The following is a 25,150-nucleotide window of genomic DNA, read 5'->3' as shown; positions in this document are numbered from 1 at the left end:
CCCTGCATTTTGGATGAAAAATACGGCCCTCACGCTTATTTGATAAGCGTAAGAAGCTCTTATTTCGATAGCGGTCTCAGCAGCTCCTGCAAATCGTCTTCCGAGAACAGCGGCTCCTTGCGGCCCTGGGCACCGCTGTACATGCTCTCGGCCAGCGCGGCTTTGCGCTCTTGCAGGGCCAGGATGCGTTCTTCGATGGTGCCCTGCGCCACCAGTTTCACCACCCACACGCTCTGCGTCTGGCCGATGCGGTGGGCGCGGTCGGTGGCCTGGGTTTCCACGGCGGGGTTCCACCAGGGGTCGTAATGGATCACGGTGTCGGCCTGCGGCAGGTTCAGGCCCACGCCACCGGCTTTCAGGCTGATGAGAAACAGCGGCACGGCACCGCTGGTGAATCGGTCGATGATTTGGTCGCGCTTTTGCGACTGGCCGGTGAGCTTGACCCAGGGGATGGCGCGGGCCTTGAGCTCGGCCTCGATGCGCTCCAGCATGCTGGTGAACTGCGAAAACAGCAGCACCTTGCGGCCCTCGGCCAGCATCTCGGGCAGGATCTCCATCAGCTGGTCGAGCTTGGCGGAGCGGCTGACTTTTTTGGCCGACTCCAGCTTCAGCAGGCCCGGGTCGCAGCACACCTGGCGCAGCTTGAGTAGCGCGTCCAGGATGGTGATGTGCGACTTGGCCAGGCCCTTGCTGTCCAGCGCCTCGCGCACCGCCTTCTCGGTGGTCAGGCGGATGGCCTCGTACAGGTCGGCCTGCGGGCCTTCCAGCTCGACGCGCATCACGGTTTCCACCTTGGGCGGCAGCTCGTGCGCCACCAGGGCCTTGGTACGGCGCAGCATGAAAGGCGTGATGCGGCTGCGCAGCTGCGCCAGCCGCTCGGTGTCGCCGCGCTTCTCGATGGGGGTGCGGAACAGGCTGCCGAACTTGGCCTGGCTGCCCAGGAAACCGGGCATCAGAAAGTGGAACAGGCTCCAGATCTCGCCCAGGTGGTTTTCCATCGGCGTGCCGCTCAGCGCCAGGCGGTGCTGGGTTTGCAGCTCGGCCACCACCTGTGCGGCCAGGGTGCTGGCGTTCTTGATGTTCTGGGCTTCGTCCAGCACCACGATGTGCCAGGGGGCTTGCAGCCAGCCTTCGCGGTCGCGCTGCAGCAGCGAATAGGGGGCGATGACCACGTCGTGCTCGTGCGTGGTGTCGGCTACCTCGTGGCGGTCCTGGCCGTGCAGCACCAGGGTGCGCAGGCCGGGACAGAAGCGCTGGGCTTCGCGTTGCCAGTTGCCCATCAGGCTGACCGGGGCAATGATGAGGGCCGGGTTGGTCAGGCGGCCCGCGTCTTTTTCCACCTGGATGTGGGCCAGTGTCTGCAGGGTTTTGCCCAGGCCCATGTCGTCGGCCAGGATGCCGTTCAGCCCCGCGCGGCGCAGGAACTGCAGCCAGTTCAGGCCCTGCTGCTGGTAGGGGCGCAGGCTGGCGTGCACGCCCTCGGGCAGCGGCACTTCGGGCAGGGCGCTGCGGCCTGCCAGTTGGGCCACCAGCTCCTGCAGGGCGCTGGCCCCGGTCCACACTGCGCCTTCGCCCAGGGCGGCCCCGGCGCGCAGGGCTTCCATGCGGCTCAGGCGCAGGCTGTCGCCGTCGAGGTCGTGCTGGCGGTCGCCCACCAGCTCCAGCAGGGCGGCCAGCCAGGGGCGCAGGGGCTCGGTGGGCACGCGGATGAAGCTGTCGTCGGGCTTGCGCATGTAGACAAACGGCGGCAGCACGCGTTCGCCGCTGGCCTCGTCCGTCGGGGCGTTGGCCAGCTGGTTCAGCAGGCTGGGCAGCCAGGGCAGGATGTTGTGGCGTTCGCCGTTGATTTCCATGCCCAGGGACAGGTCGAACCAGGGCGATGCGTCCGGGTCGTTGGCATTCTGGGCCTGCATTTGCACGTCGAGGGCATCGGCGCGCTGCAGCCAGTCGGTGAGCGCGTCGTCGCGGGTGACGGTAAAGCCGTCGGCACGGAAGGCGGCAAAGTCGGTGTCGGCCCAGTCCAGCCAGGTTTGTTGGCTCTGCGGACCGGGCAAAAAATAGCCTGCATTGGGCGTGCCCTGCAGACCGTGGGCCGTCAGCCGGGCATCCAAGGCCTGCTCGGTGGGCAGGTCGCGGACCAGCAGGGTGCGCTGGCCCAGGTGCGAGACGATCACGCTGGCGTCCGAATTGTCCCAGCCACCGCGCAGCCCGGCGTAGTCGAATTCCAGCCGGGCCCACAGCAGTCCGTAGGTGGGCTCGTCCTTTTTGCCGACCGGCACCAGGTGCAGGTGGCCCGTAGGCACCACGCCCTGCACGGTGGGTAGCGGTTTGAGGGTGGGTGGCATGGCCACCGCGGCCAGGCGGCGGGTCAGTGGCAACTGCAGCGGCTCGATGGCCGACTGCGGCATGGGCGGGGCGTTCAGCAACAGCGGCAGTTGCTCGGGGGCGATGCCCTGGGTCTGGGCCACGCCGCACAGGCCCTGGGCGGCATCCAGGTACAGGGCTGGGTGGTTGGCGTAGACCTGGGCGTTGTCGGAGCTGTGGGCCAGCCGCGATTGCAGCGTCCACACCGGTTCGCTGGCCAGCGGCTGGGGGGCTTGCTGCCAGCTCCAGTCCAACTCCCGGGGGGTGGACCAGCGCAGCGGCGCGCCCAGAAAGCCGCCGTCGGCCACGGTGAACAAGCGCCCGGTGTCGGAGGCCATTTGCAGCGCCAGCAGCCCGGCAGCGCCCTCCACCACGGCGCAGTGGGTCAGGGCATAGGCGTAGTGGTTGGAGCCGCTGGCCAGGCCCTTGAGCATGCGCAGCAGCTCTTGCTCGGCGGGGCTGGCCGCGTCAAACAGCGGGTGGCCGGGGTAGGGCGGGGTGAGGATGTTCTTGGGCTTGGCCCACTCGCCGTTTTTCTTCAGGTAGGTTTTTTGCAACTGCAATTGCAGCAGCTGGGTTTTTTGCTGCGTGGTGCCGGGGCACAAGGTGTAGACAAAGCTCTCGGCCTGGGCACTGTCCGGGTGGGGGCTGCTGCGCCGGTCCAGCGCGTCAAACTGGGCCAGCCATTGGCGTACCTTGAGCGCGGCGGCATCGCGGGTGCGCTGCTCGGCAGCCAGGCGGGCGGCAGCCAGTTCGGCATCGGTGGGGGGCTTGGGCGGCGTGGCGTTGACCGTGGCCTGGGTGCGGTAGGCGGCCTTGAGCGACAGGGCCACCGCGTGCTTGCAGTCCACGCCCACCGGGCAGCTGCACTCGGCGTCCCAGTGCGTCAGCATGCCGTGCACGTTGATGTGCAGGCGGATGCTTTGTTTGTACGGGGTGCGTTCGCTGCCCTGCACGCTGCCGGTGAGCTGCCAGCGGCCGTTGTCGATGGCCCGGACTTCGATGTCCAGCACCTTCTGGCCCCGGTACAGGGTCAAGCCCCGCTCCAGGACAGCGTCGGTGACGTAGTTGCCGAGATTGCGGGGGTTGAACCAGAGGCCGCCGACCGTCGCCATTTACGCGGCAGGGGCGGCGTTTGCCATCGCGTGTTCGGCCTGCTGGTCGGCGTGGTAGCTGCTGCGCACCATGGCGCCCACGGCGGCGTGGCTGAAGCCCATCTCATAGGCCTTGGTTTCGAACATCTTGAAGGTGTCGGGGTGCACGTAACGCTTGACCGGCAGGTGGCTGTTGCTGGGGGCCAGGTACTGGCCGATGGTCAGCATGTCGATGTCGTGGTCGCGCATGTCCTGCATGATTTGCAGGATTTCTTCGTCGGTTTCGCCCAGGCCAACCATGATGCCGCTCTTGGTGGGCACATTCGGGTGCAGGGCCTTGAACTTCTTGAGCAAGTTCAGGCTGAACAGGTAATCCGAGCCGGGGCGGGCTTCCTTGTACAGGCGGGGCGCGGTTTCCAGATTGTGGTTCATCACATCGGGCGGGGCCAGCTTCAAAATCTCCAGCGCGCGGTCATCGCGGCCCCGGAAGTCGGGCACCAGCACCTCAATTTGCGTGGTGGGCGAGAGTTCGCGGATGTTTTTGATGCAATCCACAAAATGCTGGGCACCGCCGTCGCGCAGGTCGTCGCGGTCCACGCTGGTGATCACCACATACTTGAGCTTAAGCTTGGCGATGGTCTTGGCCAGGTTCAGCGGCTCGTCGGCGTCCAGCGGGTCCGGGCGGCCATGGCCCACGTCGCAGAACGGGCAGCGGCGGGTGCACTTGTCGCCCATGATCATGAAGGTGGCCGTGCCCTTGCCAAAGCATTCGCCGATGTTGGGGCAGCTGGCTTCCTCGCACACGGTGTGCAGGTTGTTCTCGCGCAGGATCTGCTTGATTTCGTTGAAGCGGGTGCTGGGCGAACCGGCCTTGACGCGGATCCACTCGGGCTTTTTCAGCACTTCGCCCTGGACCACCTTGACGGGGATGCGCGACAGCTTGGCACCGGCCTTTTGCTTGGCAAGCGGGTTGTACGACTCTACAGATTGCGCGTCGCGGACGACTTCGGTGGTGCTCATGGGCGGTTTCTTTGGTTGTGGGCCAGGTTGGCGATTATCGCTGTTGCCAAAAATCAACGTGCGAGATTAGAGCTTCCTGTCTTGGCGCGGTCACAGAGTGCGCGTTATAGTTCAGTCCATGTTGCAGTGCAACATAAAACCTTGCACTGATCCTTCACCCTTTTTTTTATTGGAAACACCATGCTGAACTTTGAACAAATCACCGCCAACCAAAAAGCCGCTGTTGCCAGCCTGTTTGATCTGTCCAACTCCCTGTTCGACAGCGCGCAAGCCCTGGTCAAGCTGAACCTGCAAGCCGCCAAGACCACGCTGCAAGAAACCGAAGAAGCCACATTGACCGCTGCTTCGATCAAAGACCCCAAGGAACTGGTCGAGCTGGTCACCAAGGTTGCCAAGGCTGCTCCTGAAAAGGCTGCTTCCTACCTGCGCCACGTGCAAGCCATTGCCACCACCAGCAGCACCGAAGTGCGCACCTATGTGGAAACCGCTACCTCCGGCGCCAAGGCTGAATTGGCTACCCTGGTGGATGCCGCTGTGAAGAACGCACCTGCTGGCAGCGAAAACGCTGTGGCCCTGGTGAAGTCGGCTGTGGCCGCTGCCACCACCGCGTTTGAAACCGCCCAAGCTTCCGCCAAGGAAGCCACCGACAAGGCTGTCGAAGCCGTGGCGGCCCAACTGGAAGCCAAGGCTTAAGCCTCTGCTTTCTGTGTGCAGCCCCTGGGGCTGCACATCGCGGACAATACTGCCCTACGGCCTGGTTTTTACCGGGCCGTTTGTCTTTGTGGAGAACCAATATGAACAACGCCCCCTCATTTTTCGCCCGTCTGTCGCTCGCTTTTGCAGTTTTGGGCGACAGCACGCTGGCGGCCAAGGTGCAGGATGTACGCAATGGTGTCGAGCCCGCCGCTCCGCCTGCCCCTCCCGCACCCCCCCCACCCCCCGTGCTGAAAGTCGCCACCCCCGATGCCGCCCTGCAGCTGCTGGGCCTGCTGCAGCGCGAAGCCCGGTTCGTGGACTTCGTCCAGGAAGACGTGGCCGCGTACTCGGATGCCGACATCGGCGGCGCTGCCCGCCTGGTGCACACCGGCTGCCGCAAGGTCTTGCAAGAACACTTCACCCTGGCCCCGGCGCGCCCCGAGGCCGAAGGCAGCCGCATCGTGCTCGAAGCGGGCTTTGATGCCACCGCTGTGCGCCTGACCGGCAACGTGGTGGGCAACGCCCCGTTCCGCGGCACCCTGCGCCACCCGGGCTGGAAGGTCACCGACGTGCGCTTGCCGCGCACCACCGAAGGCCACGATCCGCGCGTCATCGCCGCCGCCGAGGTGGAACTGTGAGCGGCCCCCGCTACGCCATTGGCATCGACCTGGGCACCACGCACTGCGCGCTGTCGTGGGTCGATTTGTCGAATCCTGAAGCGACGCCGCAGATCCTGCCCATCGCCCAGCAAAGCGCCCCCGGCGCGGTGCAAGACTACCCGCTGCTGCCGTCCTTCATCTATTTGCCGCATGCGAGTGAATTTGCCGATGGCGACCTGGCCCTGCCCTGGCACAGCGACACGCATGCCGTGGTCGGCGAGTGGGCCCGCAGCCACGGCGCGCAAACCCCCATCCGCCTGGTGTCCAGCGCCAAAAGCTGGCTCTGCCACGCCGGTGTGGACCGCCGCGGCGCGATTTTGCCGAACGATGCCCCCGAGGAAGTCGACCGCATCTCCCCGCTGGACGCCAGCACCCGCTACCTGGCGCACCTGCGCGATGCCTGGAACCACACCCACCCCGACGCGCCGTTTGGTGAGCAGGCGCTGACCGTCACCATCCCCGCATCCTTCGACCCCGCTGCGCGCGAGCTGACGGCCGAAGCCGCGCAGGCCGCGGGCTACACCGGCGTGACCCTGCTGGAAGAACCCCAGGCCGCGCTGTACAGCTGGATCGCCCAAAGTGCGGGCGGCTGGCGCAAGCAGGTCAAGGTGGGCGACGTGATTCTGGTCGTCGACGTGGGCGGCGGCACCAGCGACTTCTCGCTGATCGCCGTGGTCGAGCAAGACGGCAACCTGCAACTGCACCGGGTGGCCGTGGGCGAGCACATCCTGCTCGGCGGCGACAACATGGACCTGGCCCTGGCCCACACCGTGGCCCGCCAGCTGGCCGCCGACGGCAAGGCACTGGACCCGTGGCAAATGCGGTCCCTCACCTACGCCTGCCGCCTGGCCAAAGAGAAACTGCTCACCGACGCCGACGTGCACACCGTGCCGCTCGTCATCCCCAGCCGGGGCGCGCGCCTCATCGGCGGCTCGATCAACGCTGAATTGACCCGCGACGCACTCACCGCCACCATCCTGGAGGGCTTCTTCCCCCAGGTGGAGAGCCACGCCCGCCCCGTGAGCCGCGCCCGCGCAGGCCTGACGCAGCTGGGCCTGCCGTACGCGCAGGACGCCGCCGTCACCCGCCACCTGGCCGCGCTGCTGGGCCGCCAGGTGGGTGCCACCGCCGCGCTGGACGGCTTTGCGGCGCAGCAGGACGCGAGCTTCCTGCACCCCACCGCCGTGCTGTTTAACGGCGGGGTGTTCAAGTCCGAGCTGCTGGTGCAGCGCACCATCGACACTCTGAACCAATGGCTGCGGGCCGACGGTGCCCCGGATGCACGCCTGCTCGACGGCGCCGACCTCGACTTCGCCGTGGCCCGCGGGGCCGCCTACTACGGCACCGTGCGCGGCGGCCAGGGCATCCGCATCCGTGGCGGCACGGCCATGGCCTACTACGTGGGCGTGGAATCCGCCATGCCCGCCGTGCCGGGGCTGGAGCCGCCGGTGCAGGCCCTGTGCGTGGCCCCGTTCGGCATGGAAGAGGGCACCGAAGCCGCTCTGCCTCCGCAGGAGTTCGGTTTGGTTGTAGGCGAAGCCGTGCGTTTTCGCTTCTTTGGCTCCAGCGTGCGCCGCGACGACACCGTGGGCCAGATGCTGGACTTCTGGACCCCGGACGAGCTGCAAGAGCTGGCCGAGATCGAAGCCACGCTGCCCGCCGAGGGCCGTGCCGTGGGCGAGGTCGTGCCGGTGAAGCTGCACGCCCGCGTGTCCGAAATCGGCACGCTGGAGCTACTGGCCGTGCCGCGCTCGGGCGGCGAGGGCTGGAAAGTGGAATTCGAGGTGCGTGCCGACTGATGGTGGAATTTCGGAGTCAAATCGGCATCCAGCGCTTATTCCATCGGCGTGAAGAGCTATGAATAAAATAGCAAAACCCGCCTTCACCGTCGGCATCGACCTGGGCACCACCCACACCGTGGTGGCCTACGCCAGCACCGCCGCGCGCGGGGCGGCCCAGATCCAGATCTTCGCCATCCCCCAACTGGTGGCGGCGGGCGAGGTCGCCGCGCTGCCGCTGCTGCCCTCGGTGCGCTTCCACCCCGCGCCGGGCACCTTGCCGCCTGCCGATGTGCAGCTGCCCTGGCCGTCGGCCGAATCCGCCGTGCTGGGCCGTTTCGCCCTGGACCTGGGCGCGCAGGTGCCGGGCCGCCTGGTGGCCAGCGCCAAGAGCTGGCTGTCGCACGCGGCGGTGGACCGCACCGCGCCCATCCTGCCCTGGGGCGCGCCGGACGAGGTGGGCAAGGTCTCGCCCTTGGCCGCCAGCGCCAGCAGCCTGGCCCATGTGCGCGCCGCCTGGAACGCCCAGCGCCCGCAAGCCCAGCTGGAGCAGCAAGACATCGTGCTCACCGTGCCCGCGTCGTTCGACGAAGGCGCGCGTGCGCTGACGCTGCAAGCCGCCGAACTGGCGGGGCTGCCCAGGCTGCGCTTGATCGAAGAACCCCAGGCTGCCTTCTACGACTGGGTTTACCGCCACCGCGCCACCCTGGCCGCCGATTTGCACGCCACCCGCCGCGTGCTGGTGGTGGACGTGGGCGGCGGCACCACCGACCTGACGCTGATCGACGTAGACCTGGTGGACGGCGAACCCAAGCTCACCCGCACCGGCGTGGGCGACCACCTGGTGCTCGGCGGCGACAACATGGACCTGGCGCTGGCCCATCTGGTGGAATCCCGCCTGGGTGGGGCCGAGCGCCTGTCTGCGGCGCAATTGGCCCAGCTGACCCAGCGCTGCCGGGCCGCCAAAGAGCTGTTGTGGAGCCCTGGCGCGCCGGAATCCACGACGGTCACGCTGCTGGGGAGTGGAAGAAAATTGGTCGGTAGCGCGCGTTCAGCCAGCTTGTCTCGCTCTGATTTAGATAGCATTCTGGTGGAGGGCTTCTTTCCTTCTGTTGCCGCCGATGCGGTGCCCCAGCGCGCCCGCAGCGGCCTGGTGGCTTTCGGCCTGCCCTACGCCAGCGATGCGGCCATCACCCGCCATGTCGCCGCCTTCTTGCAGCGCCACCCCGGTGCGCTGCCCGACGCCCTGCTGCTCAACGGCGGGGTATTCCATGCGGAATCTCTGGTCCAGCGCCTGCACCACACGCTCAACGGCTGGGCGGCCGCGCCGCTGCAATTGCTGCACAACCCGCACCTGGATGCCGCCGTGGCGCGCGGTGCCGTGGCCTACGCGCTGGCCCGGGCGGGCAAGGCTCCGCGCATTGGCGGCGGCTCGGCGCGCAGCTACTTTTTGGTGCTGGACGATGGCATCACCAGCCAGCGCGGCATCTGCGTGCTGCCCTTCGGGGCCGAAGAGGGCCGCGCCATCACCCTGGCCGACCGCACCTTCGCCCTGCGCCTGGCCCGCCCGGTGCGCTTTTACCTGGCCAGCAGCGTGACCGACACCCGCTCCCAGCCGGGCGCGCTGGTCGATTTGTCCACGGGCGGATTCGTGCGCCTGCCGCCCATTGCTACCGTGGTACAGACCGACAGCAGCGCCCGCGAAGTGCTGGTGCAGCTCAGCACCGCGCTCACCGAAGTCGGCACGCTAGAGATGCACTGCATTGCCGTGGACGACCCCAGCCAACGCTGGCAACTCGAATTCCAGTTGCGCGGGGACGCCCCGGTGGTGGTGGAAGCCGCACCGCACCCGCGCCTGGCCGATGCCAGTGCCGCGATTGCCCGCGTCTTTGGCGACCGCAGCCAGGGCGTGGAGGCCAAGGAAGTCAAACAGCTCCGCGCCACCTTGGAGCGCCTGCTGGGCAGCCGCGAGGGCTGGGACACGCCGCTCTTGCGCACCCTGTTCGCCCAGCTGCTCATTAGTGCCAAACGCCGCCGCCGCACCGCCCAGCACGAGCGCCAGTGGTTCAACCTCACCGGCTACGCCCTGCGTCCCGGCTTTGGCCACCCGCTGGACGACTGGCGGGTGCAGCAGATGTGGGAGCTGTTCGCGCCCGGCATCGCGCACAGCCACGAGCCCCAGCAGTGGTCCGAATGGTGGACGCTGTGGCGGCGCATTGCCGGGGGCCTCACCGCCGAGCAGCAGGACATGGTGTTCGAGGCCATCGCCTTTTATCTGCAACCTGTGGGTGGGCAAGATATTCCCGCACCCGACGGCCCCCGCATGCAAGGCCTGGACGACATGCTGCGCATGGCCGCGTCGTTCGAGCGCCTGTCGGTGGCCAACAAGGTGCAGCTCGGCACCTGGCTGCTGCAGCGTCTTAATAAGCCTGGCGAAAACGTCCAAACCTGGTGGGCCCTGGGCCGCATCGGTGCCCGCCAACCGCTGTACGCCAGCCTGCACCACGTGGTGCCGCCAGAAGTGGCCGCGCAATGGCTGCAAGCGCTGCTGGCCGCCGACTGGTCCCAGGCCGAACCCGCAGCCTTCGCCGCCACCCAGATCGCCCGCGCCACCGGCGACCGCGCCCGCGACATCCCCGAAGCCCTGCGCCAGCAGGTGCTGGACCGCCTCACCGCCGCCCGCGCGGCCCCCGGTTGGATCGCCATGGTGCGCGAGGTGACGGCGCTGGACGCGGCGGACACCAAACGCGTGTTCGGCGAGTCGCTGCCGGTGGGCTTGAAGCTGGTGGATTGAGGGTGCTATTGTTTACGTAGCTGCTTGTGCTGGTGAGATAGGCGTGAGTGGCCTAAAAACTTGTCAATATCGCTCGACCTTCGGCTGTCCAGTTCGCTACACGTAGCCGCTCTTAAGTTGTCGGCCAGTTACGCCGTGGCACATTTTCGACTTCCGCCACCGTGCCACCCAGCAAGGCCAACTGCCGCGCACTTTCCCGTTCAATCAAGGCTCTGAGCGCTTCGTTGACCAGTGCCGAATGCTCGTTCAAGCCGCTGAGTTTCTGGGCTTGGGCCAACAGGCTTTCGTCCAAAGTCAAATTGGTGCGCATAAGAGCCTTTTGTGGTGGGTTGCAACGAGCACCATATTGCCTCAAAGCGCTATATCCCACTCCTACCGAAACTGCTCCGCCTTGTAAAACCCGCTGTCCACCAGCGTCGCACGCCAGTTCTTCGCATCCACCAGCACCGGTTTCAGCAGAAACGCGGGCACGATTTTCTCGCCGTTGTTGTAGGTCTTCTCGTCGTTGATGACGGGTTTTTTGCCGGTCAGCAGGGCATCGACCATGGTGGCGGTGACCTGGGCCAGGTCGCGGTTGTCTTTGAACACGGTGGAGGTTTGCTCGCCGCGCACGATGGAGCGCACCGAGGGCAGCTCGGCATCTTGCCCGGTGATGACGGGCAGGGCCTGGCCGCCCTGGCCGTACCCGGCTTTTTTCAGCGCCTCGATCAGGTCCATGCTGATGCCGTCGTAGGGCGACAGGATGGCATCCAGGTGCTGTTTGGCGTAGTACTTGTCCAGGATGCCCGCCAGCCGCGCGCGGGCGACCGAGCCGCTCCAGCGCAGGGTGGAGACCTTGTCCATACCGATCTGGCCCGAGCCCACCACCAACTGGCCTTTGTCGAGGTAGGGCTTGAGCACCGACATGGCACCGTTGTAGAAGAAAAACGCGTTGTTGTCGTCGGGCGAGCCGCCAAACAGCTCGATGCGCAACGGCCCTTTGCCCGCCGCCAGGCCCAGGCGGTTGGCAATGTCGCTGCCCTGCAGCACGCCGACCTGGAAGTTGTCGAAGCTGGTGTAGTAGTCCACATGGGGGCTGCCGCGGATCAGCCGGTCGTAGGCGATGACCTTGACCCCTTTGTCGGCGGCGGCTTTGAGCACCGGGGCCAGCTTGGTGCCGTCGATCGCGCTGATGACCAGCACGGTGGCACCCTGGGCCAGCATCTCGGTGAGCTGGGCGGTCTGGGTGGGGATGTCGTCGTTGGCGTACTGCAAAATGGCGCGGTAGCCCAATTTGTCCAGCGAGCGGGTCATGGCCAGGCCTTCGATCACCCAGCGCAGCGAGGTGATGGTGGGCAAGGAGATGCCGATCACCCCTTTTTCGGTTCTGGAGGCGGTTTGGGACCAGGCGCTCAGTGCACACAAGCTGCCCACCAAACCACCCACCAGCCGCCTGCGGTCGGATTGCATGTTGTTGTCCCCGTTGTGTTTTTTTGTTACGGCATCGTAGCAGACCGGTTACCTTGCCATCATCCGTATTGCACCCTTCAAAAAATGAAAAACACCGCCCCCACCAAAGCCCAAACCGCCCTGCTGCCGCCCATGCAGGGCTTGGCGCTGGACCGCATCTTCGTGCCCGCCACGCAGGCCGAATTTGCCGCCGCCACGGCCGAGATACTGGCCGCGGGTGCGGTGGGGTTTGACACCGAGGCCAAGCCCACGTTTGCGCCCGGCGAGGTGAGTGACGGGCCGCACGTGGTCCAGTTTGCGCTGCCCACCAAGGCCTATCTGTTCCAGATGCACCGGCCCGACTGCCGCCCCTGCCTGCTGGAGATACTGCAGTCGGACGCGGTGCGCAAGGTGGGCTTTGGGCTGGAGCAGGACCGGGGGCAGATCCACGCCAAGTTCGGCGTCACCATGCGGGCAGTGCTGGACCTGAACGCGATTTTCCGCAAGGACGGCTACGGCACATCGATGGGCGTGCGCGCCGCCGTGGGCGTGGTGCTGCGCCAGCGCTTCCACAAATCCAAAAAGACCACCACCTCCAACTGGGCCGTGGCGCAGCTTACCCCCACGCAAATGCTGTACGCCGCCAACGATGCCTACGCGGCGCTGAAGGTGTTCCAGGCGCTGTAGCCACCGCCTTACACTGCGGTCATGAAACTGAAAATGGCCAAAAACTCTCTTTTTGCAGTGCTGCTGCGTTCGCCGTGGTGGGTCAGCATGCTGCTGGTGCTGGTATTTGGGCTGCTTTCGTTCGCGCTGCTGCCCAAGGCCTATATCCCGTTTGGCCTGCTGGGAACACTGCCATTTTTGGTGATCGGGGTGATCGCCGCCTCGCGCCAGTGGGACCTGCCCAGCTCGGCCGCGGTGGCCGACACCCTGGCCAAGGCCACGGCCATGCCCTGGCGTGATTTTGCCGATGCGCTAGACGCGGCCTACCGCGCCAAGGGCTATACGGTGGCGCGCTTGAACGGCAAGGCGGCAGATTTGCAGCTTTCCAAAGACGGCCAGACCACCCTGGTGGCGGCCAAGCGCTGGAAAGCTGCCAACCACGGGGTGGAAGCCCTGCGCGAGCTGGCCGCCGCCAAAGAAAACCAGAGTGCTGCGGCTTGCACCTACATCAGCATCGGTGGCGTGACCGACACCGCCCAGCAGTTCGCCAAAACCCAGGGCATCGCCCTGGTGGCCGACGTGGCGCTGGCGCAGCTGCTGCTTCAGGCCGCCAAATAACGCTCCAGCTTCTGGGCAAACACCTGCGCCGCCTCGGCCCAGGCCACGCCCACGCCCAGGCTGGCCATGTCCACCGTTTGCAGGCCGGCGTAGCCGCAGGGGTTGATGCGGCTGTAGGGCTCCAGGTCCATGGCCACGTTCAGCGCCACCCCGTGGTAGGTGCAGTGGCCGCTGACCTTGATGCCTAAAGCGGCGATCTTGCCCAGATACGTGGGGTCGGATTCCAACTGTTGCGCGGTGAAACCCGTCTCCAGGCGGGCGTGGCCAAACGGGTCGTGCAGGCGCACATAGATGCCGGGCGCGCCCGGCACACGCAGGCCGGTGATGCCGAAATGGGCCAGGGTTTGCACCACCGCCTCTTCCAGCCGGAACACATATTCCTTGACGAAATAGCCCGCGCGCTTCAAATCCAGCAGCGGATAGGCCACCACCTGGCCGGGTCCGTGGTAAGTGACCTGGCCACCGCGGTTGGCCTGCACCACCGGGATGTCGCCCGGCAGCAGCAGGTGCTCTGCCTTGCCCGCCAGCCCCTGGGTGAAGACCGGTGGGTGCTCACAAATCCATAGCTGGTCACGCTCATCCGGTGAGCGCTGGAGGGTGAATACCTGCATTTTCTCGACCGTGGGCAGGTAGTCCACGCGGCCGAGAAGGTGGGTCAAGGGCGGCACCTGCAACGCGGTCACAGCGCCATCTTCACCATCGGGTGGGTGCTCAGGGTGCGGTACAGCTCGTCGAGCTGCTCGCGGCTGGTGGCGGTGATGGGCAGGGTGATGCCCAGGTACTTGCCGCCCTTGCTCTCGCGCAGCTCGATGGCGCTGGCATCGAAGCTGGGGTCGAACTGGGCGGCGATGGCGGTCATGGCGTGCACGAAGCCGTCGACCTTTTCGCCCATCACCTTGATGGGGAAGAGCGAGGGGTACTCGATCAGGGATTCTTTGCGGGGGTCGATGGGGTCGGTGGTAGGTGTGGTCATGGTGTGGTGTGTTCAGGCCGCTAGGGTGGCGGCGGTGTAGCCCGCGTAAAGTTGGGCGTAGACGGGGCCGGGCTGGCCGTTGGCGACCGGCTGGCCGTCCAGGGTGGTGATGGCCAGTACCTCTTTGGTGGCGCTGGTGAGCAGCAGCTCGTCGGCGTGCAGCACTTCTTCGCGCGTGATGCGGCGCAGCTGGAAGGGGATACCCTGGGCTCGGCAGATGTCTTCCATCAGCCCGAAGCGGATGCCTTCGAGCACCAGGTTGTCTTTGGGCGGGCCAATGAGGGTACCGTCTTGCACCAGCCAGACGTTGCTGCTGGCGGCTTCGCTCAGATAGCCGTTGCGGAACATGACCGTTTCCACTGCGCCCGCATCCACGCCGATCTGCCGCGCAAACACCGCCCCGAGCAGGCTGGTGCTTTTGATGTGGGCCTTTTCCCAGCGGAAGTCGTCGGCGGTGACGCAGGCCACGCCCTGGCTGCGCTGGGTGGCGCTGGGCAGGTTCATCTGCGTGGCCATGGCGAACACGGTGGGCGTGATGTCTTGCGGCATGGCGTGGTCGCGCAGGGCCACGCCGCGGGTAATCTGGATGTAGACCAGATGGTTGCGATTTAAGCCATTTTGGCCGTTTGCGCTGCTGTGGCGGGCGTGAGAAGCTACCAATGTTGTAGCAATCTCGCGCCACTGGTCCCGGCCCAGCGGGTTGGCGATGCGCAGCTCGGCCAGGCTGTGGTCGAGCCGGGCCATGTGCTCCTCAAACCGGAACAGGCGGCCTGCGTAGACCGGCACCACTTCGTAGATGCCGTCGCCAAAGATGAAGCCGCGGTCCATGACGCTGATTTTTGCGTCGCACAGGGGGGTGTAGGCACCGTTGAGGTAGCAGGGGTAGTCGGGCAGGGTGTGCATGGGGCTATTTTCAACCGTTTACGCGGGCGGGCAGCGCGCGGGTTTCGCCAATTTTCAGCAAGAAGAAGTCGTCCTCGGAGACGCCCTGGGCGGTGCGGGCGGCGGCCAGGTCGGCCGGGGGCTGGTCCAGCGGCTCGTCGGTCAGATTGAAGGTACCCCAGTGCACGCCCACGCTGCGTTTGGCGTGCAGGTCGCGGTGGATTTGCACCGCCTCGGCCGGGTTGATATGCTGGTTTTGCATGAACCAGCGCGGCTCGTAGGCCCCCACCGCGATCAGGGCGATATCGAAGCCGTCGGGGCTGCGCTCCTGGAAACGTGCGCGGGTGTCCTGGAAGTCCTGGCTGTAGCCGGTGTCGCCGCTGAAGTACCAGTGGAAGTCGGCGCCAAACACGGCCCAGCCGCCCCACAGCGTCTGGAACCGGTCGCCCATGGCGCGGGCCGTCCAGTGCTGCACGGGCGTGAGGTGAAATTCCACCCCGCGCACGGTGTGCTGCTGCCACCAATCCAGCTCCACCACGTGGTGGATGCCCTGCCGGATAAACCAGGCCTTGAGACGCAATGGCACTATAAAAAGCGTAGCACCTTGCGCCCGTTTGTTGAGCGCCAGCACCGCATTTGTATCCAAATGGTCGTAGTGGTTGTGGGAAATGACCACCACGTCGATGGGCGGCAGATCGGCCAGGGCCACGCCCGGCGGCTGGGCGCGTTGCGGCCCGGTCCACTGCACCGGCGAGGCGCGCTCGCTGAACACCGGGTCGGTCAGTACATTCAGTCCGCTGGCCTGCACCAACATGGTGGCGTGTCCCACCCAGGTGATGGCCGGCTGCATGGCGGCCCCGGCGTTGGCGTGGATGGCGGCCAGGTTGGGCGCGACCACCGGGGTGGGCGTTTGCGGCGGTGGCGGCAAACTCTTGCGGCGGGCATTCCACTGCCAGCGCAGCAGGTCACGGGTCGAGCCGGGGACGGCATCGGTGTAGTTATTTTTGAAGCCGGTGGCGGTGTGGTGCTGCATGGCAAAAAAAAGAGGGTCAAGGAAGAAATGCCACAATGCAGCGCCCTTGGGGATATCCCTACATAGAGGCAGCCTCACCCGCAGACAGGCATGGCAAAGCGTTACAGTTGTATGCACGCCAAAGCGCTTGCGGGTGTCAAGGGAATATTCGTATAATAGTGGGCTTTACTAAACTTTTCAGTGTGTAAGTCAGGTGTCAATCGGGTGTCATACAGTAGGTCCAACATGTCGCCAAGAATGACCCCGAGCGTGGCTCCAAGAGCACTTGCGAATCTGGAAGACGAGGTAGGAGATGGAGTCGTCGAGGATGATTTCAAGCCCCTGACGGCTGCACAAGCGCAAACCTGGCGCCAGCAAACACCCTTGATGTCCATTTGGGCCATCGTGTGGGGTCAGCTGGCAACGGGGTGCCTGGTAGCAATGGCCGCATGGCTGGTGACCGGCAAGCCCGCGATGGGCTGGTCGGCGGGATATGGAGCCATTGCGGTGGTGGTGCCTGCAGCGCTGTTTGCGCGCGGTGTCACCGGCAAGCTGGCCCGGGCAATTCCCGGCGCGGCGATGGCAGGATTTTTTGTGTGGGAACTGGTCAAGATTGTCGTAACGGTAGCTCTACTGTTTGCGGCACCGCGGCTGGTTCCTGAGTTGAATTGGCTGGCCTTGTTGGTCGGCTTTGTAGTGACCATGAAGGTGGTTTGGGTTGCGCTGATGTTTCGCACCCAACGCCAACGTACGGCTTAACAGGATGGATGGCTTCTAATATGTCGACTGAAAACGCTGCTGAACACGCTGCTACGGAAGGCCCCAAGGCGGGCGAATACATCGTTCACCATTTGCAGCATCTGCAAAAGAACTTTTCGTTCGAGAGCGTCAAGCAATCCCACATTGTGGATTTCAGCCTCTTCAATTTGGATTCCGTTTTGTACTCGGTGATCCTGGGTCTGGTAGGTTGCTTCTTTTTGTGGCGTGCTTCGCGCAAAGCCACGGCGGGCGTGCCCGGGCGCTTCCAGGCCGCAGTCGAAATCCTGACCGAAATGGTGGACAACCAGGCCAAGGGCGTGATCCACAACGCCAAGAGCCGCAAGCTGGTGGCTCCATTGGCATTGACGGTGTTTGTCTGGATTTTCCTGATGAACGGCATGGATATGCTGCCCGTCGATGTCTTGCCCAAGCTGTGGGAGCATCTGTACGCTTCCGCCGGTGGCGATCCGCACCACGCTTACATGCGTGTCGTGCCTACCGCCGATCTGTCCACCACACTCGGTTTGTCGGTCAGTGTTTTGTTTGTGTGCCTGGTCTACAACATCAAGATCAAGGGTTTGGGCGGCTGGTCGCATGAGTTGGTGGCAGCACCGTTTGGCGACCACTGGTTTCTGTACCCCATCAACTTCCTGATGCAGATGATTGAGTACCTTGCCAAGACGGTTTCGCACGGCATGCGGCTGTTTGGCAATATGTTTGCTGGTGAATTGGTTTTCATGTTGATCGCCTTGATGGGCGGCACGTGGGCCTGGCAGTTCAACCCCTTAGAAGGTATGTTCTGGCTAGGTGTTGGGCATGTGATTGCCGGTACGGCGTGGAGCATCTTCCACATTTTGGTGATCACTTTGCAGGCCTTCATCTTCATGATGTTGACGCTGATTTACGTGGGCCAGTCTCACGAAGCACACTAACTGCGAAGGCTTGGGGTGCCCTGCGCCCCAGGTCGGCAAAGATGGTTCTCGCTTCTGTTCGTTTTCGCTTTTCTCTTTCTTTTACCTGTACTTTTTAGGATTAATCATGGAAAACATTCTCGGTCTCGTCGCTCTGGCTTGTGGTTTGATCGTTGGCCTGGGTGCTTTGGGCGCCTCCATCGGTATCGCTTTGATGGGCGGCAAGTTCCTCGAATCGTCGGCACGCCAGCCTGAACTGATGAACGAACTGCAAACCAAGATGTTCATTTTGGCCGGTCTGATCGACGCGGCTTTCCTGATCGGCGTGGCTATTGCCCTGCTGTTCGCATTCGCCAAGCCTTTCGCGATTTAATTTTTGGCCGACCTTTCACGACCGAAAGGAATTAAGCCGTGAACATTAATTCAACCCTGTTTCTGCAGGCCATCGTCTTTGCGATTTTGGTGTGGTTCACGATGAAATTCGTGTGGCCTCCGATCACCAAGGCCCTGGACGAGCGGGTGCAGAAAATCTCTGACGGCCTTGCTGCCGCCGACAAAGCCAAGTCCGAACTGACCAGCGCCAACCAGCGCGTGGAAGCCGAACTGACCAAGTCGCGCACCGAGACCGCGTCGCGTTTGGCCGATGCCGATCGCCGTGCCCAAGTGATCGTGGAAGAGGCCAAGGCCCGTGCCACGGAAGAGGGCAACAAGATCGTCGCCGCAGCCCGTGCCGAAGCCGAGCAGCAAACCGTCAAAGCCCGTGAGGCCCTGCGTGAGCAAGTGGCTGCATTGGCTGTGAAGGGTGCCGAGCAGATTCTCCGCAAGGAAGTCAATGCCGGTGTCCACGCGGACTTGCTGAACCGTCTCCAAACCGAACTCTGAGCGGCAGAACGACCATGGCTGAAATAGCAACCATTGCCCGTCCTTACGCTGAAGCGCTGTTCAAGGCCACTGCGTCTGACCTGGACGGCACCGCCGGATGGGTCGATGAATTGGCCGCAATTGCAGCCAACCCCCAGTTGCTCCAGTTCTCCGACAACCCCAAGGTTGAGGTGAACCAGGTGTTTGAGGTGGTAGCCGGTGTGGCCAAGTCGGCCTTGCCAGATGCTGCAAAAAACTTTTTGCGCATGGTCATCGAGAACGGGCGCCTCGCCGCTCTTCCCGAGATTGCTACCCAGTTCCGTGCATTGAAAAATGCCCGGAGCGGCTCCTCTGACGCGACCGTGTTCAGTGCTTTTGCGATCGACGCAGAAGCCCTGGCCAACGTCTCGTCGGCGCTGGAAAAGCGTTTTGGACGCAAGCTCAATCTCACAGTGGCTTTGCAGCCGGAGTTGATTGGCGGAATTCGCGTCGTGGTGGGTGACGAGGTGTTGGACACTTCGATCAAAGCCCGCCTGGAACATATGAAATTGGCCCTGACCGCTTAACCATCACGTTAAGGTCTGTGCCAGCGTTTTCGGCCAGAGCCCATGGCTCCGGTTGTTTGCTAACTAAAGAAAGAGAAGGAAAGAGTCATGCAACTCAATCCCGCAGAAATTTCTGAGCTGATCAAGAGCCGTATCGAAGGCCTGACGGCCCAAACCGATATCCGCAACCAGGGCACCGTGGTGTCCGTGACCGACGGTATCTGCCGTTTGCACGGCCTGTCCGACGTGATGCAGGGCGAGATGTTGGAGTTCCCCGCCGGTAGCGATGGCCAGCCCACCTACGGCCTGGCACTGAATCTGGAGCGCGACTCGGTCGGCTCCGTGATTTTGGGCGAGTACGAACACATCTCCGAAGGCGACATCGTGAAGTGCACGGGCCGCATTCTGGAAGTGCCAGTCGGTCCCGAGCTGCTCGGTCGCGTGGTGAACGCACTGGGCCAGCCGATCGACGGCAAGGGTCCGATCAACGCCAAGATGACCGACGTGATCGAAAAAGTCGCGCCCGGCGTGATTGCCCGTAAATCGGTGGACCAGCCCATGCAGACCGGCTTGAAGTCGATCGATGCCATGGTGCCCGTCGGCCGTGGCCAGCGCGAGTTGATCATTGGCGACCGCCAGACGGGTAAAACCGCTGTCGCGATCGACGCCATCATCAACCAAAAGGGCCAGAACATGTTCTGCGTGTACGTCGCGATTGGCCAAAAGGCTTCGTCGATCAAAAACGTGGTGCGTGCCCTGGAACAGGCTGGCGCGATGGAATACACCATTGTGGTGGCGGCTTCGGCTTCTGAATCGGCTGCCATGCAGTACGTTTCGGCCTACTCCGGCTGCACCATGGGCGAGTACTTCCGCGACCGCGGCCAAGACGCCCTGATCGTGTACGACGACTTAAGCAAGCAAGCCGTGGCCTACCGCCAGGTGTCCTTGCTGTTGCGCCGCCCACCAGGCCGCGAAGCCTACCCTGGCGACGTGTTCTATCTGCACAGCCGCCTGCTGGAACGCGCCGCCCGCGTGAACGCCGACTACGTCGAAGCCTTCACCAAGGGTGAAGTCAAGGGCAAGACCGGTTCCCTGACGGCTCTGCCGATCATTGAAACGCAAGCTGGCGACGTGTCTGCCTTCGTGCCCACCAACGTGATCTCGATCACCGACGGCCAGATCTTCCTGGAAACCTCGCTGTTCAACGCCGGCATCCGCCCCGCGATCAACGCCGGTATCTCGGTGTCTCGCGTCGGTAGCGCCGCCCAGACCAAGATCATCAAGGGCCAGTCTGGCGGTATCCGTACCGACTTGGCGCAGTACCGTGAATTGGCCGCTTTTGCCCAGTTTGCCTCGGATCTGGATGAATCCACCCGCAAGCAGCTGGACCGCGGTGCCCGCGTGACCGAACTGCTCAAGCAAGCCCAGTACAGCCCCTTGTCCGTGTCCTTGATGGGGGCCAGTTTGTTCGCAGTGAACAAGGGCTTCATGGACGACATCGATGTCAAGAAGATCCTGGCTTTTGAGCACGGCCTGCACGGCTACCTCAAGGACAAGAGCGCGGCTTTGTTGGCCAAGATTGAAGCCTCGAAAGCATTGGACAAGGAAGCGGAAGCTGAGTTGCACGCTGCTGTGACGGCCTTCAAGAAGACCTTCGCTTAACTAGGAGCCAGTCATGGCATCAGGCAAGGAACTACGCACCAAGATCAAATCGGTGGAAAACACCAAGAAGATCACCAAGGCGATGGAAATGATTTCCGTCTCCAAGATGCGTAAAGCACAGGAGCGGATGAAGGCGGCCCGCCCGTACAGTGACAAGATCCGCGACATCGCTGCCAATCTGGGCCAGGCGAATCCCGAGTACGTGCACAACTTCATGAAACCCAACGGCGCCAAGGCCGAGGGTTTTGTGGTGGTGACCACCGACAAGGGTTTGTGTGGCGGTTTGAACACCAACCTGTTCCGCGCGTTGACCCTGAAACTGCGCGCTGCGCAGGCAGCAGGCTTGACCGCAAAAACCGTGGCGGTGGGCGGCAAAGGTCTCGGGTTTTTGAACCGTACCGGTGCCCAGGTGGTAGCGCACGTGACCCATCTGGGTGACAAGCCGCACCTGGACAAGCTGATCGGCCCGCTCAAGGTGCTGCTGGATGCCTACGAAAAGGGTGAAATCAGCGCTGTCTACCTGGTGTACAACAAGTTTGTCAGCACCATGAAGCAAGAAGCGGTGGTGGAGCAGCTGTTGCCTTTGTCGTCGGCCCAGATGCAGGCGGATACCAAGGCATCCGGCAAGGCCAACACCTGGGACTACATCTACGAACCCGATGCGCAGTCGGTGATCGACAATTTGTTGATCCGCTACGTGGAGGCGCTGGCCTACCAGGCGGTTGCGGAAAACATGGCCTCCGAGCATGCCGCGCGCATGGTCGCCATGAAGGCTGCTACCGACAACGCGGGTAGCGTGATTGCCGAGCTCAAGCTGATCTATAACAAGACCCGCCAGGCCGCGATCACCAAAGAATTGTCGGAAATTGTGGCAGGTGCGGCGGCTGTTTAAGCTGCGCCACTGTCCCAGTCCGTCACCGATTTCAAGACTCAATTTATTGGAGCAAAAATGGCTCAAGAAAATGCAGAAGTGAACGCCCGCGTTCAGGGAAAAATTGTCCAGTGTATTGGTGCCGTGGTGGACGTCGAGTTCCCCCGCAACAGCATGCCCCGCATTTACGATGCGCTGAAAATGGAAGGCTCCGTGCTGACCCTGGAAGTGCAGCAGCAGCTGGGCGACGGCATTGTCCGTACCATCGCGCTGGGTTCTTCCGACGGCCTGCGCCGTGGTCTGATGGTCTACAACACCGGCGCGGGCATCACCGTTCCCGTGGGCAAGGCCACCCTGGGCCGCATCATGGACGTGCTGGGTTCGCCCATCGACGAACGTGGTCCCGTCAGCCAGGACCTGACCGCCACCATCCACCGCAAAGCCCCTGCGTACGACGAACTCAGCCCTTCGCAAGAACTGCTGGAAACCGGCATCAAGGTGATTGACCTGATCTGCCCGTTCGCCAAGGGCGGCAAGGTTGGCTTGTTCGGTGGTGCCGGTGTGGGCAAGACCGTGAACATGATGGAGCTGATCAACAACATCGCCAAGGCACACAGCGGCTTGTCCGTGTTTGCCGGTGTGGGTGAGCGTACCCGTGAAGGGAACGACTTCTACCACGAGATGGCCGATTCCGGCGTGGTGAACCTCGAGAACCTCGAAGAGTCCAAAGTGGCCATGGTCTACGGCCAGATGAACGAGCCTCCAGGCAACCGTCTGCGCGTGGCCCTGACCGGTCTGACCATTGCGGAATCCTTCCGTGACGAAGGCCGTGACGTGCTGTTCTTCGTGGACAACATCTACCGCTACACCCTGGCCGGTACCGAAGTGTCCGCACTGCTGGGCCGTATGCCTTCCGCCGTGGGCTACCAGCCTACCCTGGCCGAAGAAATGGGCCGCCTGCAAGAGCGTATTACCTCCACCAAGGTCGGCTCGATCACCTCCATCCAGGCCGTGTACGTGCCAGCGGATGACTTGACCGATCCATCGCCTGCCACCACCTTCGCCCACTTGGACTCCACCGTGGTGCTTTCCCGTGATATCGCTTCGCTGGGTATCTACCCTGCGGTCGATCCACTCGACTCGACCAGCCGCCAGCTGGACCCGCTGGTCGTCGGTGAAGACCACTACAACACGGCCCGCGCCGTGCAGGGCACGTTGCAGCGCTACCGCGAACTGCGCGACATCATCGCGATCATGGGTATGGACGACTTGGCGCCTGACGACAAGCTGGCCGTGGCCCGTGCCCGCAAGATCCAGCGTTTCCTGAGCCAGCCTTTCCACGTGGCCGAAGTGTTTACCGGTTCGCCCGGCAAGTACGTGCCATTGTCGGAAACCATCCGTGGTTTCAAGATGATCGTCAGCGGCGAATGCGACCACATGCCAGAACAAGCGTTCTACATGGTCGGCTCCATCGACGAAGCCATCGAGAAGGCCAAGAAGGTCTAATTCCCTTCGGCGGGGTGCTGCGCAAGCGGCACCCCATCGTCATTACGCTGGACCCAAAGGAAACCTATGACCACCATTCTCGTGAATGTTGTCAGTGCCGAAGAATCCATCTTCTCGGGCGAAGCCAAGTTTGTGGCTTTGCCGGGCGAAGCGGGCGAGCTGGGCATTTATCCGCGCCACACCCCCTTGATCACCCGTATCAAGCCAGGTTCGGTGCGTATCGAAAAGGCCGACGGTACCGAAGAGTTCATCTTCGTGGCCGGTGGCATTCTGGAAGTCCAACCCAACTGCGTCACCGTGTTGTCTGACACGGCCATCCGCGGCAAGGACCTGGACGAAGAAAAAGCCAATGCCGCCAAGGCCCGCGCCGAGGAAGCTTTGCGCAACGCCAAAGGCCAGCTGGACATCGCCAAGGCCCAATCCGAGTTGGCCATCATGGCGGCCCAGATTTCGGCCCTGCGCAAGTTCCGCCGCAACCGCTAGTCTTCACTGACATCGCCAAAAAAGCCGCTCTTGAGCGGCTTTTTTGTGGGCGCAATCCCGAAGTACTTGCTCCTGTTTTTGATGTCAAAAAAAGTAGCTGCTTACGCCTATTCCATAAGCGCTAGAGGCTATTTATATGGTTAAAAAATAGCCGTTATTTTCAGATTTCGGCCTAAACGACCAGCACCGGTGCATTCGGCAGCTCATTGGCCCGCACACCGCCCGGCAGCAGCGGGAAATGCCGCACCAGCACGGCAGACACCTCTTCCAGCGCGGTCGTCAGGCCTTTCTCGTATTGGCCCGCCTGCAAGGCAGTGCCCAGGTGCGCCACCATCGCCTGCCACTCGGCGGGTGACACGCGCTCGTTCAGGCCCCGGTCGGCCACTAGCTCGATGGCGTGGTCGGCCAGCAGCAGGTAGACCAATACGCCATTGTTGTGCGCGGTGTCCCACACGCGCAGCTTGCCAAACAGCATCACGGCCCGCTCGCGCGCTGGGGCCCTGCGCCGCAGGTAGCTCAGCGGCAGGCTGGCCTCAATGCAGATGCGGATCTCGCCGGTGTGGCGCTGCTCGCTGGCGCTGACCCGTTGTGTCAGCCGCTCCAGCGCGTCGGCAGGCACCGCGCGGCGTGCATCCGCCACATCGAGCCAGCAGTGCTTCACCAGCCGTTGAAAATGCGTCCAAAGGCCCATTACCATCCCCCGGAAGCGCCGCCGCCGCCAAAATTGCCACCACCGCCCGAGCGGAACCCGCCGCCCCCACCGCCGCCGCGGCCGCCACCAAAGCCGCCACCGCCACCCAGTCCCCCCAGGCCTCCGCCGAGCGACGAGGCCCCCGCCCGCGACACCAGCGTGAACAGCAGTGCCGCCACGCCTACCACGCCCGCGATCAGCAGGCTGGCCGAGACGAACCAGGCCAGGGCCCCCACGCCTGCGCCCGTCACCAGCGAGCCCAGCTTGGGCCCGAAGATGCTGCGGGCGATGGCGCCCGCAATCGGCACGGCAAACACGGCAAAGATCAGCAGTTCTTGCCAGTCAAAGCCCTCGGCGGGCTGCGCGGCCCGGGCTTTGGGCGCGGGCAGGGCCTCGCCCTTGACCAAGGCCATGATTTGGCCCACACCGGCATCCACGCCCCCGGCGAAGTCGCCCTGCTTGAAGCGCGGCGTGATGGCCTCGTTGATGATGTTGCTGGCCGCCAGGTCGGGAATTGCGCCCTCCAGCGTCTTGGCCACCTCAATGCGCAGCTTGCGGTCATTCTTGGCCACCAGCAGGATCAGGCCGTCGCCCACCTCTTTGCGGCCAATCTTCCAGGTGTTGCCTACGCGGTTGGCGTAGCTGGCAATGTCCTCGGGCTGGGTGGTGGGCACCATCAGCACCACCACCTGCGCGCCGGTGCTGGCTTCAAAGGCGGTCAGCTTGGCCTCCAGCGCCTGCAGTTGCGCCGCGCTGAAGGTCGCCGTGGTGTCGATCACGTGGCCGGTCAGCGCGGGCACCGGCAGCACACTTTGGCCGTGGCTGGCCAGGGCCAGCAGGGCCAACCAGCACGCAACAAACAGGCGCAGCAGCATGG

At 63.9% G+C, this 25,150-nt stretch carries 25 protein-coding genes; 15 read left to right on the top strand and 10 right to left on the bottom strand.

Annotation, left to right across the window (positions count from 1 at the left end; genetic code table 11):
• Positions 1 to 59: 59 nt before the first annotated feature.
• Positions 60 to 3,479: an SNF2-related protein gene (locus tag AB3G31_RS21035; protein WP_367847987.1), complete on the bottom strand. Its 3,420-nt coding sequence runs from the start codon at positions 3,477 to 3,479 to the stop codon at positions 60 to 62.
• Positions 3,480 to 4,478 carry a lipoyl synthase gene (gene lipA / locus AB3G31_RS21030; protein ID WP_367847986.1) on the bottom strand — a complete coding sequence of 333 codons (999 nt, stop codon included), beginning with the start codon at positions 4,476 to 4,478 and terminating at the stop codon, positions 3,480 to 3,482. It abuts the gene before it with no gap.
• 180 nt (positions 4,479 to 4,658) lie between these two features.
• Here lipA and phaP point away from each other — a divergent pair, with 180 nt between their 5' ends.
• The 4 genes from phaP (at position 4,659) to AB3G31_RS21010 (ending at position 10,405) form a co-directional block, all read left to right on the top strand.
• The gene (gene phaP, locus AB3G31_RS21025; RefSeq protein ID WP_367847985.1) at positions 4,659 to 5,171 is read left to right on the top strand and encodes a TIGR01841 family phasin; all 513 of its coding nucleotides are present in this window, start codon (positions 4,659 to 4,661) and stop codon (positions 5,169 to 5,171) included.
• 101 nt (positions 5,172 to 5,272) lie between these two features.
• Complete coding sequence (locus tag AB3G31_RS21020; RefSeq protein ID WP_367847984.1) at positions 5,273 to 5,812, top strand: DUF2760 domain-containing protein; 540 nt, start codon at positions 5,273 to 5,275, stop codon at positions 5,810 to 5,812.
• Entirely contained in the window at positions 5,809 to 7,632 is a 1,824-nt protein-coding gene (locus AB3G31_RS21015) for an Hsp70 family protein (protein ID WP_367847983.1), read from the top strand. Before AB3G31_RS21020 ends, AB3G31_RS21015 begins: the two co-directional genes overlap by 4 nt.
• A gap of 58 nt (positions 7,633 to 7,690) precedes the next feature.
• The gene (locus AB3G31_RS21010) at positions 7,691 to 10,405 is read left to right on the top strand and encodes an Hsp70 family protein (protein WP_367847982.1); all 2,715 of its coding nucleotides are present in this window, start codon (positions 7,691 to 7,693) and stop codon (positions 10,403 to 10,405) included.
• A 112-nt stretch (positions 10,406 to 10,517) separates the two neighbouring features.
• Here the strand turns inward: AB3G31_RS21010 and AB3G31_RS21005 are convergent, their stop codons facing one another.
• Positions 10,518 to 10,715: a type II toxin-antitoxin system VapB family antitoxin gene (locus AB3G31_RS21005; protein WP_367847981.1), complete on the bottom strand. Its 198-nt coding sequence runs from the start codon at positions 10,713 to 10,715 to the stop codon at positions 10,518 to 10,520.
• Between the two features lie 62 nt (positions 10,716 to 10,777).
• On the bottom strand, positions 10,778 to 11,854 hold the full coding sequence (chvE, locus tag AB3G31_RS21000) for a multiple monosaccharide ABC transporter substrate-binding protein (RefSeq protein WP_367847980.1): 1,077 nt from the start codon (positions 11,852 to 11,854) through the stop codon (positions 10,778 to 10,780).
• A gap of 84 nt (positions 11,855 to 11,938) precedes the next feature.
• On the opposite strand from chvE, the gene AB3G31_RS20995 reads away from it, so the two are divergent.
• Both AB3G31_RS20995 and AB3G31_RS20990 read left to right on the top strand, forming a co-directional pair.
• Complete coding sequence (locus AB3G31_RS20995) at positions 11,939 to 12,520, top strand: 3'-5' exonuclease (RefSeq protein ID WP_367847979.1); 582 nt, start codon at positions 11,939 to 11,941, stop codon at positions 12,518 to 12,520.
• Positions 12,521 to 12,541: 21 nt separating this feature from the next.
• The gene (locus tag AB3G31_RS20990) at positions 12,542 to 13,117 is read left to right on the top strand and encodes a restriction endonuclease (RefSeq protein ID WP_367847978.1); all 576 of its coding nucleotides are present in this window, start codon (positions 12,542 to 12,544) and stop codon (positions 13,115 to 13,117) included.
• Here AB3G31_RS20990 and lipB read toward each other — a convergent pair.
• The 4 genes from lipB to AB3G31_RS20970 form a co-directional block, all read right to left on the bottom strand.
• The gene (lipB, locus tag AB3G31_RS20985) at positions 13,102 to 13,728 is read right to left on the bottom strand and encodes a lipoyl(octanoyl) transferase LipB (protein ID WP_367850394.1); all 627 of its coding nucleotides are present in this window, start codon (positions 13,726 to 13,728) and stop codon (positions 13,102 to 13,104) included. The two genes, AB3G31_RS20990 and lipB, sit on opposite strands and share 16 nt — an antisense overlap.
• Positions 13,729 to 13,796: 68 nt before the next feature.
• Entirely contained in the window at positions 13,797 to 14,090 is a 294-nt protein-coding gene (locus tag AB3G31_RS20980) for a YbeD family protein (RefSeq protein ID WP_367847977.1), read from the bottom strand.
• 12 nt (positions 14,091 to 14,102) lie between these two features.
• Positions 14,103 to 14,993 carry a D-amino acid aminotransferase gene (locus AB3G31_RS20975; protein WP_367847976.1) on the bottom strand — a complete coding sequence of 297 codons (891 nt, stop codon included), beginning with the start codon at positions 14,991 to 14,993 and terminating at the stop codon, positions 14,103 to 14,105.
• Positions 14,994 to 15,003: 10 nt separating this feature from the next.
• Positions 15,004 to 16,005, bottom strand: coding sequence for an MBL fold metallo-hydrolase (locus AB3G31_RS20970; protein ID WP_367847975.1), 1,002 nt, complete (start codon positions 16,003 to 16,005; stop codon positions 15,004 to 15,006).
• 237 nt (positions 16,006 to 16,242) lie between these two features.
• Between AB3G31_RS20970 and AB3G31_RS20965 the strand changes: the two genes are divergently transcribed.
• From AB3G31_RS20965 to AB3G31_RS20925, 9 genes are all read left to right on the top strand, one after another.
• On the top strand, positions 16,243 to 16,743 hold the full coding sequence (locus AB3G31_RS20965) for an ATP synthase subunit I (protein ID WP_367847974.1): 501 nt from the start codon (positions 16,243 to 16,245) through the stop codon (positions 16,741 to 16,743).
• 20 nt (positions 16,744 to 16,763) lie between these two features.
• Positions 16,764 to 17,675, top strand: coding sequence for a F0F1 ATP synthase subunit A (atpB, locus tag AB3G31_RS20960; RefSeq protein WP_367847973.1), 912 nt, complete (start codon positions 16,764 to 16,766; stop codon positions 17,673 to 17,675).
• A gap of 106 nt (positions 17,676 to 17,781) precedes the next feature.
• A complete protein-coding gene (gene atpE / locus AB3G31_RS20955; protein WP_058721792.1) occupies positions 17,782 to 18,027 on the top strand; it encodes a F0F1 ATP synthase subunit C in 246 nt (81 codons plus the stop codon).
• A gap of 38 nt (positions 18,028 to 18,065) precedes the next feature.
• Positions 18,066 to 18,536 (top strand): F0F1 ATP synthase subunit B, encoded by a 471-nt coding sequence (locus AB3G31_RS20950; protein ID WP_367847972.1) that lies wholly within the window; start codon positions 18,066 to 18,068, stop codon positions 18,534 to 18,536.
• A gap of 14 nt (positions 18,537 to 18,550) precedes the next feature.
• A complete protein-coding gene (locus tag AB3G31_RS20945; RefSeq protein WP_367847971.1) occupies positions 18,551 to 19,081 on the top strand; it encodes a F0F1 ATP synthase subunit delta in 531 nt (176 codons plus the stop codon).
• Positions 19,082 to 19,168: 87 nt separating this feature from the next.
• The gene (gene atpA, locus AB3G31_RS20940; RefSeq protein WP_367847970.1) at positions 19,169 to 20,722 is read left to right on the top strand and encodes a F0F1 ATP synthase subunit alpha; all 1,554 of its coding nucleotides are present in this window, start codon (positions 19,169 to 19,171) and stop codon (positions 20,720 to 20,722) included.
• A 13-nt stretch (positions 20,723 to 20,735) separates the two neighbouring features.
• Positions 20,736 to 21,614 carry a F0F1 ATP synthase subunit gamma gene (gene atpG, locus AB3G31_RS20935; RefSeq protein WP_367847969.1) on the top strand — a complete coding sequence of 293 codons (879 nt, stop codon included), beginning with the start codon at positions 20,736 to 20,738 and terminating at the stop codon, positions 21,612 to 21,614.
• 57 nt (positions 21,615 to 21,671) lie between these two features.
• Positions 21,672 to 23,099 (top strand): F0F1 ATP synthase subunit beta, encoded by a 1,428-nt coding sequence (gene atpD / locus AB3G31_RS20930; protein ID WP_315245693.1) that lies wholly within the window; start codon positions 21,672 to 21,674, stop codon positions 23,097 to 23,099.
• 66 nt (positions 23,100 to 23,165) lie between these two features.
• Positions 23,166 to 23,582 carry a F0F1 ATP synthase subunit epsilon gene (locus tag AB3G31_RS20925; RefSeq protein ID WP_315245691.1) on the top strand — a complete coding sequence of 139 codons (417 nt, stop codon included), beginning with the start codon at positions 23,166 to 23,168 and terminating at the stop codon, positions 23,580 to 23,582.
• A gap of 172 nt (positions 23,583 to 23,754) precedes the next feature.
• Here AB3G31_RS20925 and AB3G31_RS20920 read toward each other — a convergent pair whose 3' ends face one another.
• Positions 23,755 to 24,273 carry a TPM domain-containing protein gene (locus AB3G31_RS20920; RefSeq protein WP_367847968.1) on the bottom strand — a complete coding sequence of 173 codons (519 nt, stop codon included), beginning with the start codon at positions 24,271 to 24,273 and terminating at the stop codon, positions 23,755 to 23,757.
• Positions 24,273 to 25,148 carry a YgcG family protein gene (locus AB3G31_RS20915; protein ID WP_367847967.1) on the bottom strand — a complete coding sequence of 292 codons (876 nt, stop codon included), beginning with the start codon at positions 25,146 to 25,148 and terminating at the stop codon, positions 24,273 to 24,275. Before AB3G31_RS20915 ends, AB3G31_RS20920 begins: the two co-directional genes overlap by 1 nt.
• Between the last annotated feature and the right edge of the window lie 2 nt (positions 25,149 to 25,150).

The sequence above is a fragment of the Rhodoferax sp. WC2427 genome (genome assembly GCF_040822085.1).
Taxonomy (GTDB): Bacteria; Pseudomonadota; Gammaproteobacteria; order Burkholderiales; family Burkholderiaceae_C; genus Rhodoferax_B.
This window is presented reverse-complemented; position numbering and strand designations above follow the sequence as displayed.

Coding starts and splice junctions, on each gene's coding strand:
- AB3G31_RS20975 (WP_367847976.1), bottom strand. CDS start 14,993: ATGCACACCCTGCCCGACTACCCCTGCTACCTCAACGGTGCCTACACC.
- atpA (WP_367847970.1), top strand. CDS start 19,169: ATGCAACTCAATCCCGCAGAAATTTCTGAGCTGATCAAGAGCCGTATC.
- AB3G31_RS20995 (WP_367847979.1), top strand. CDS start 11,939: ATGAAAAACACCGCCCCCACCAAAGCCCAAACCGCCCTGCTGCCGCCC.
- AB3G31_RS21010 (WP_367847982.1), top strand. CDS start 7,691: ATGAATAAAATAGCAAAACCCGCCTTCACCGTCGGCATCGACCTGGGC.
- atpE (WP_058721792.1), top strand. CDS start 17,782: ATGGAAAACATTCTCGGTCTCGTCGCTCTGGCTTGTGGTTTGATCGTT.
- lipB (WP_367850394.1), bottom strand. CDS start 13,728: ATGCAGGTATTCACCCTCCAGCGCTCACCGGATGAGCGTGACCAGCTA.
- atpD (WP_315245693.1), top strand. CDS start 21,672: ATGGCTCAAGAAAATGCAGAAGTGAACGCCCGCGTTCAGGGAAAAATT.
- AB3G31_RS20990 (WP_367847978.1), top strand. CDS start 12,542: ATGAAACTGAAAATGGCCAAAAACTCTCTTTTTGCAGTGCTGCTGCGT.
- phaP (WP_367847985.1), top strand. CDS start 4,659: ATGCTGAACTTTGAACAAATCACCGCCAACCAAAAAGCCGCTGTTGCC.
- AB3G31_RS20970 (WP_367847975.1), bottom strand. CDS start 16,005: ATGCAGCACCACACCGCCACCGGCTTCAAAAATAACTACACCGATGCC.
- AB3G31_RS20945 (WP_367847971.1), top strand. CDS start 18,551: ATGGCTGAAATAGCAACCATTGCCCGTCCTTACGCTGAAGCGCTGTTC.
- AB3G31_RS20915 (WP_367847967.1), bottom strand. CDS start 25,148: ATGCTGCTGCGCCTGTTTGTTGCGTGCTGGTTGGCCCTGCTGGCCCTG.
- atpG (WP_367847969.1), top strand. CDS start 20,736: ATGGCATCAGGCAAGGAACTACGCACCAAGATCAAATCGGTGGAAAAC.
- AB3G31_RS21035 (WP_367847987.1), bottom strand. CDS start 3,479: ATGGCGACGGTCGGCGGCCTCTGGTTCAACCCCCGCAATCTCGGCAAC.
- AB3G31_RS21005 (WP_367847981.1), bottom strand. CDS start 10,715: ATGCGCACCAATTTGACTTTGGACGAAAGCCTGTTGGCCCAAGCCCAG.
- AB3G31_RS21020 (WP_367847984.1), top strand. CDS start 5,273: ATGAACAACGCCCCCTCATTTTTCGCCCGTCTGTCGCTCGCTTTTGCA.
- AB3G31_RS20920 (WP_367847968.1), bottom strand. CDS start 24,273: ATGGGCCTTTGGACGCATTTTCAACGGCTGGTGAAGCACTGCTGGCTC.
- AB3G31_RS20925 (WP_315245691.1), top strand. CDS start 23,166: ATGACCACCATTCTCGTGAATGTTGTCAGTGCCGAAGAATCCATCTTC.
- AB3G31_RS20980 (WP_367847977.1), bottom strand. CDS start 14,090: ATGACCACACCTACCACCGACCCCATCGACCCCCGCAAAGAATCCCTG.
- chvE (WP_367847980.1), bottom strand. CDS start 11,854: ATGCAATCCGACCGCAGGCGGCTGGTGGGTGGTTTGGTGGGCAGCTTG.
- lipA (WP_367847986.1), bottom strand. CDS start 4,478: ATGAGCACCACCGAAGTCGTCCGCGACGCGCAATCTGTAGAGTCGTAC.
- atpB (WP_367847973.1), top strand. CDS start 16,764: ATGTCGACTGAAAACGCTGCTGAACACGCTGCTACGGAAGGCCCCAAG.
- AB3G31_RS20965 (WP_367847974.1), top strand. CDS start 16,243: ATGACCCCGAGCGTGGCTCCAAGAGCACTTGCGAATCTGGAAGACGAG.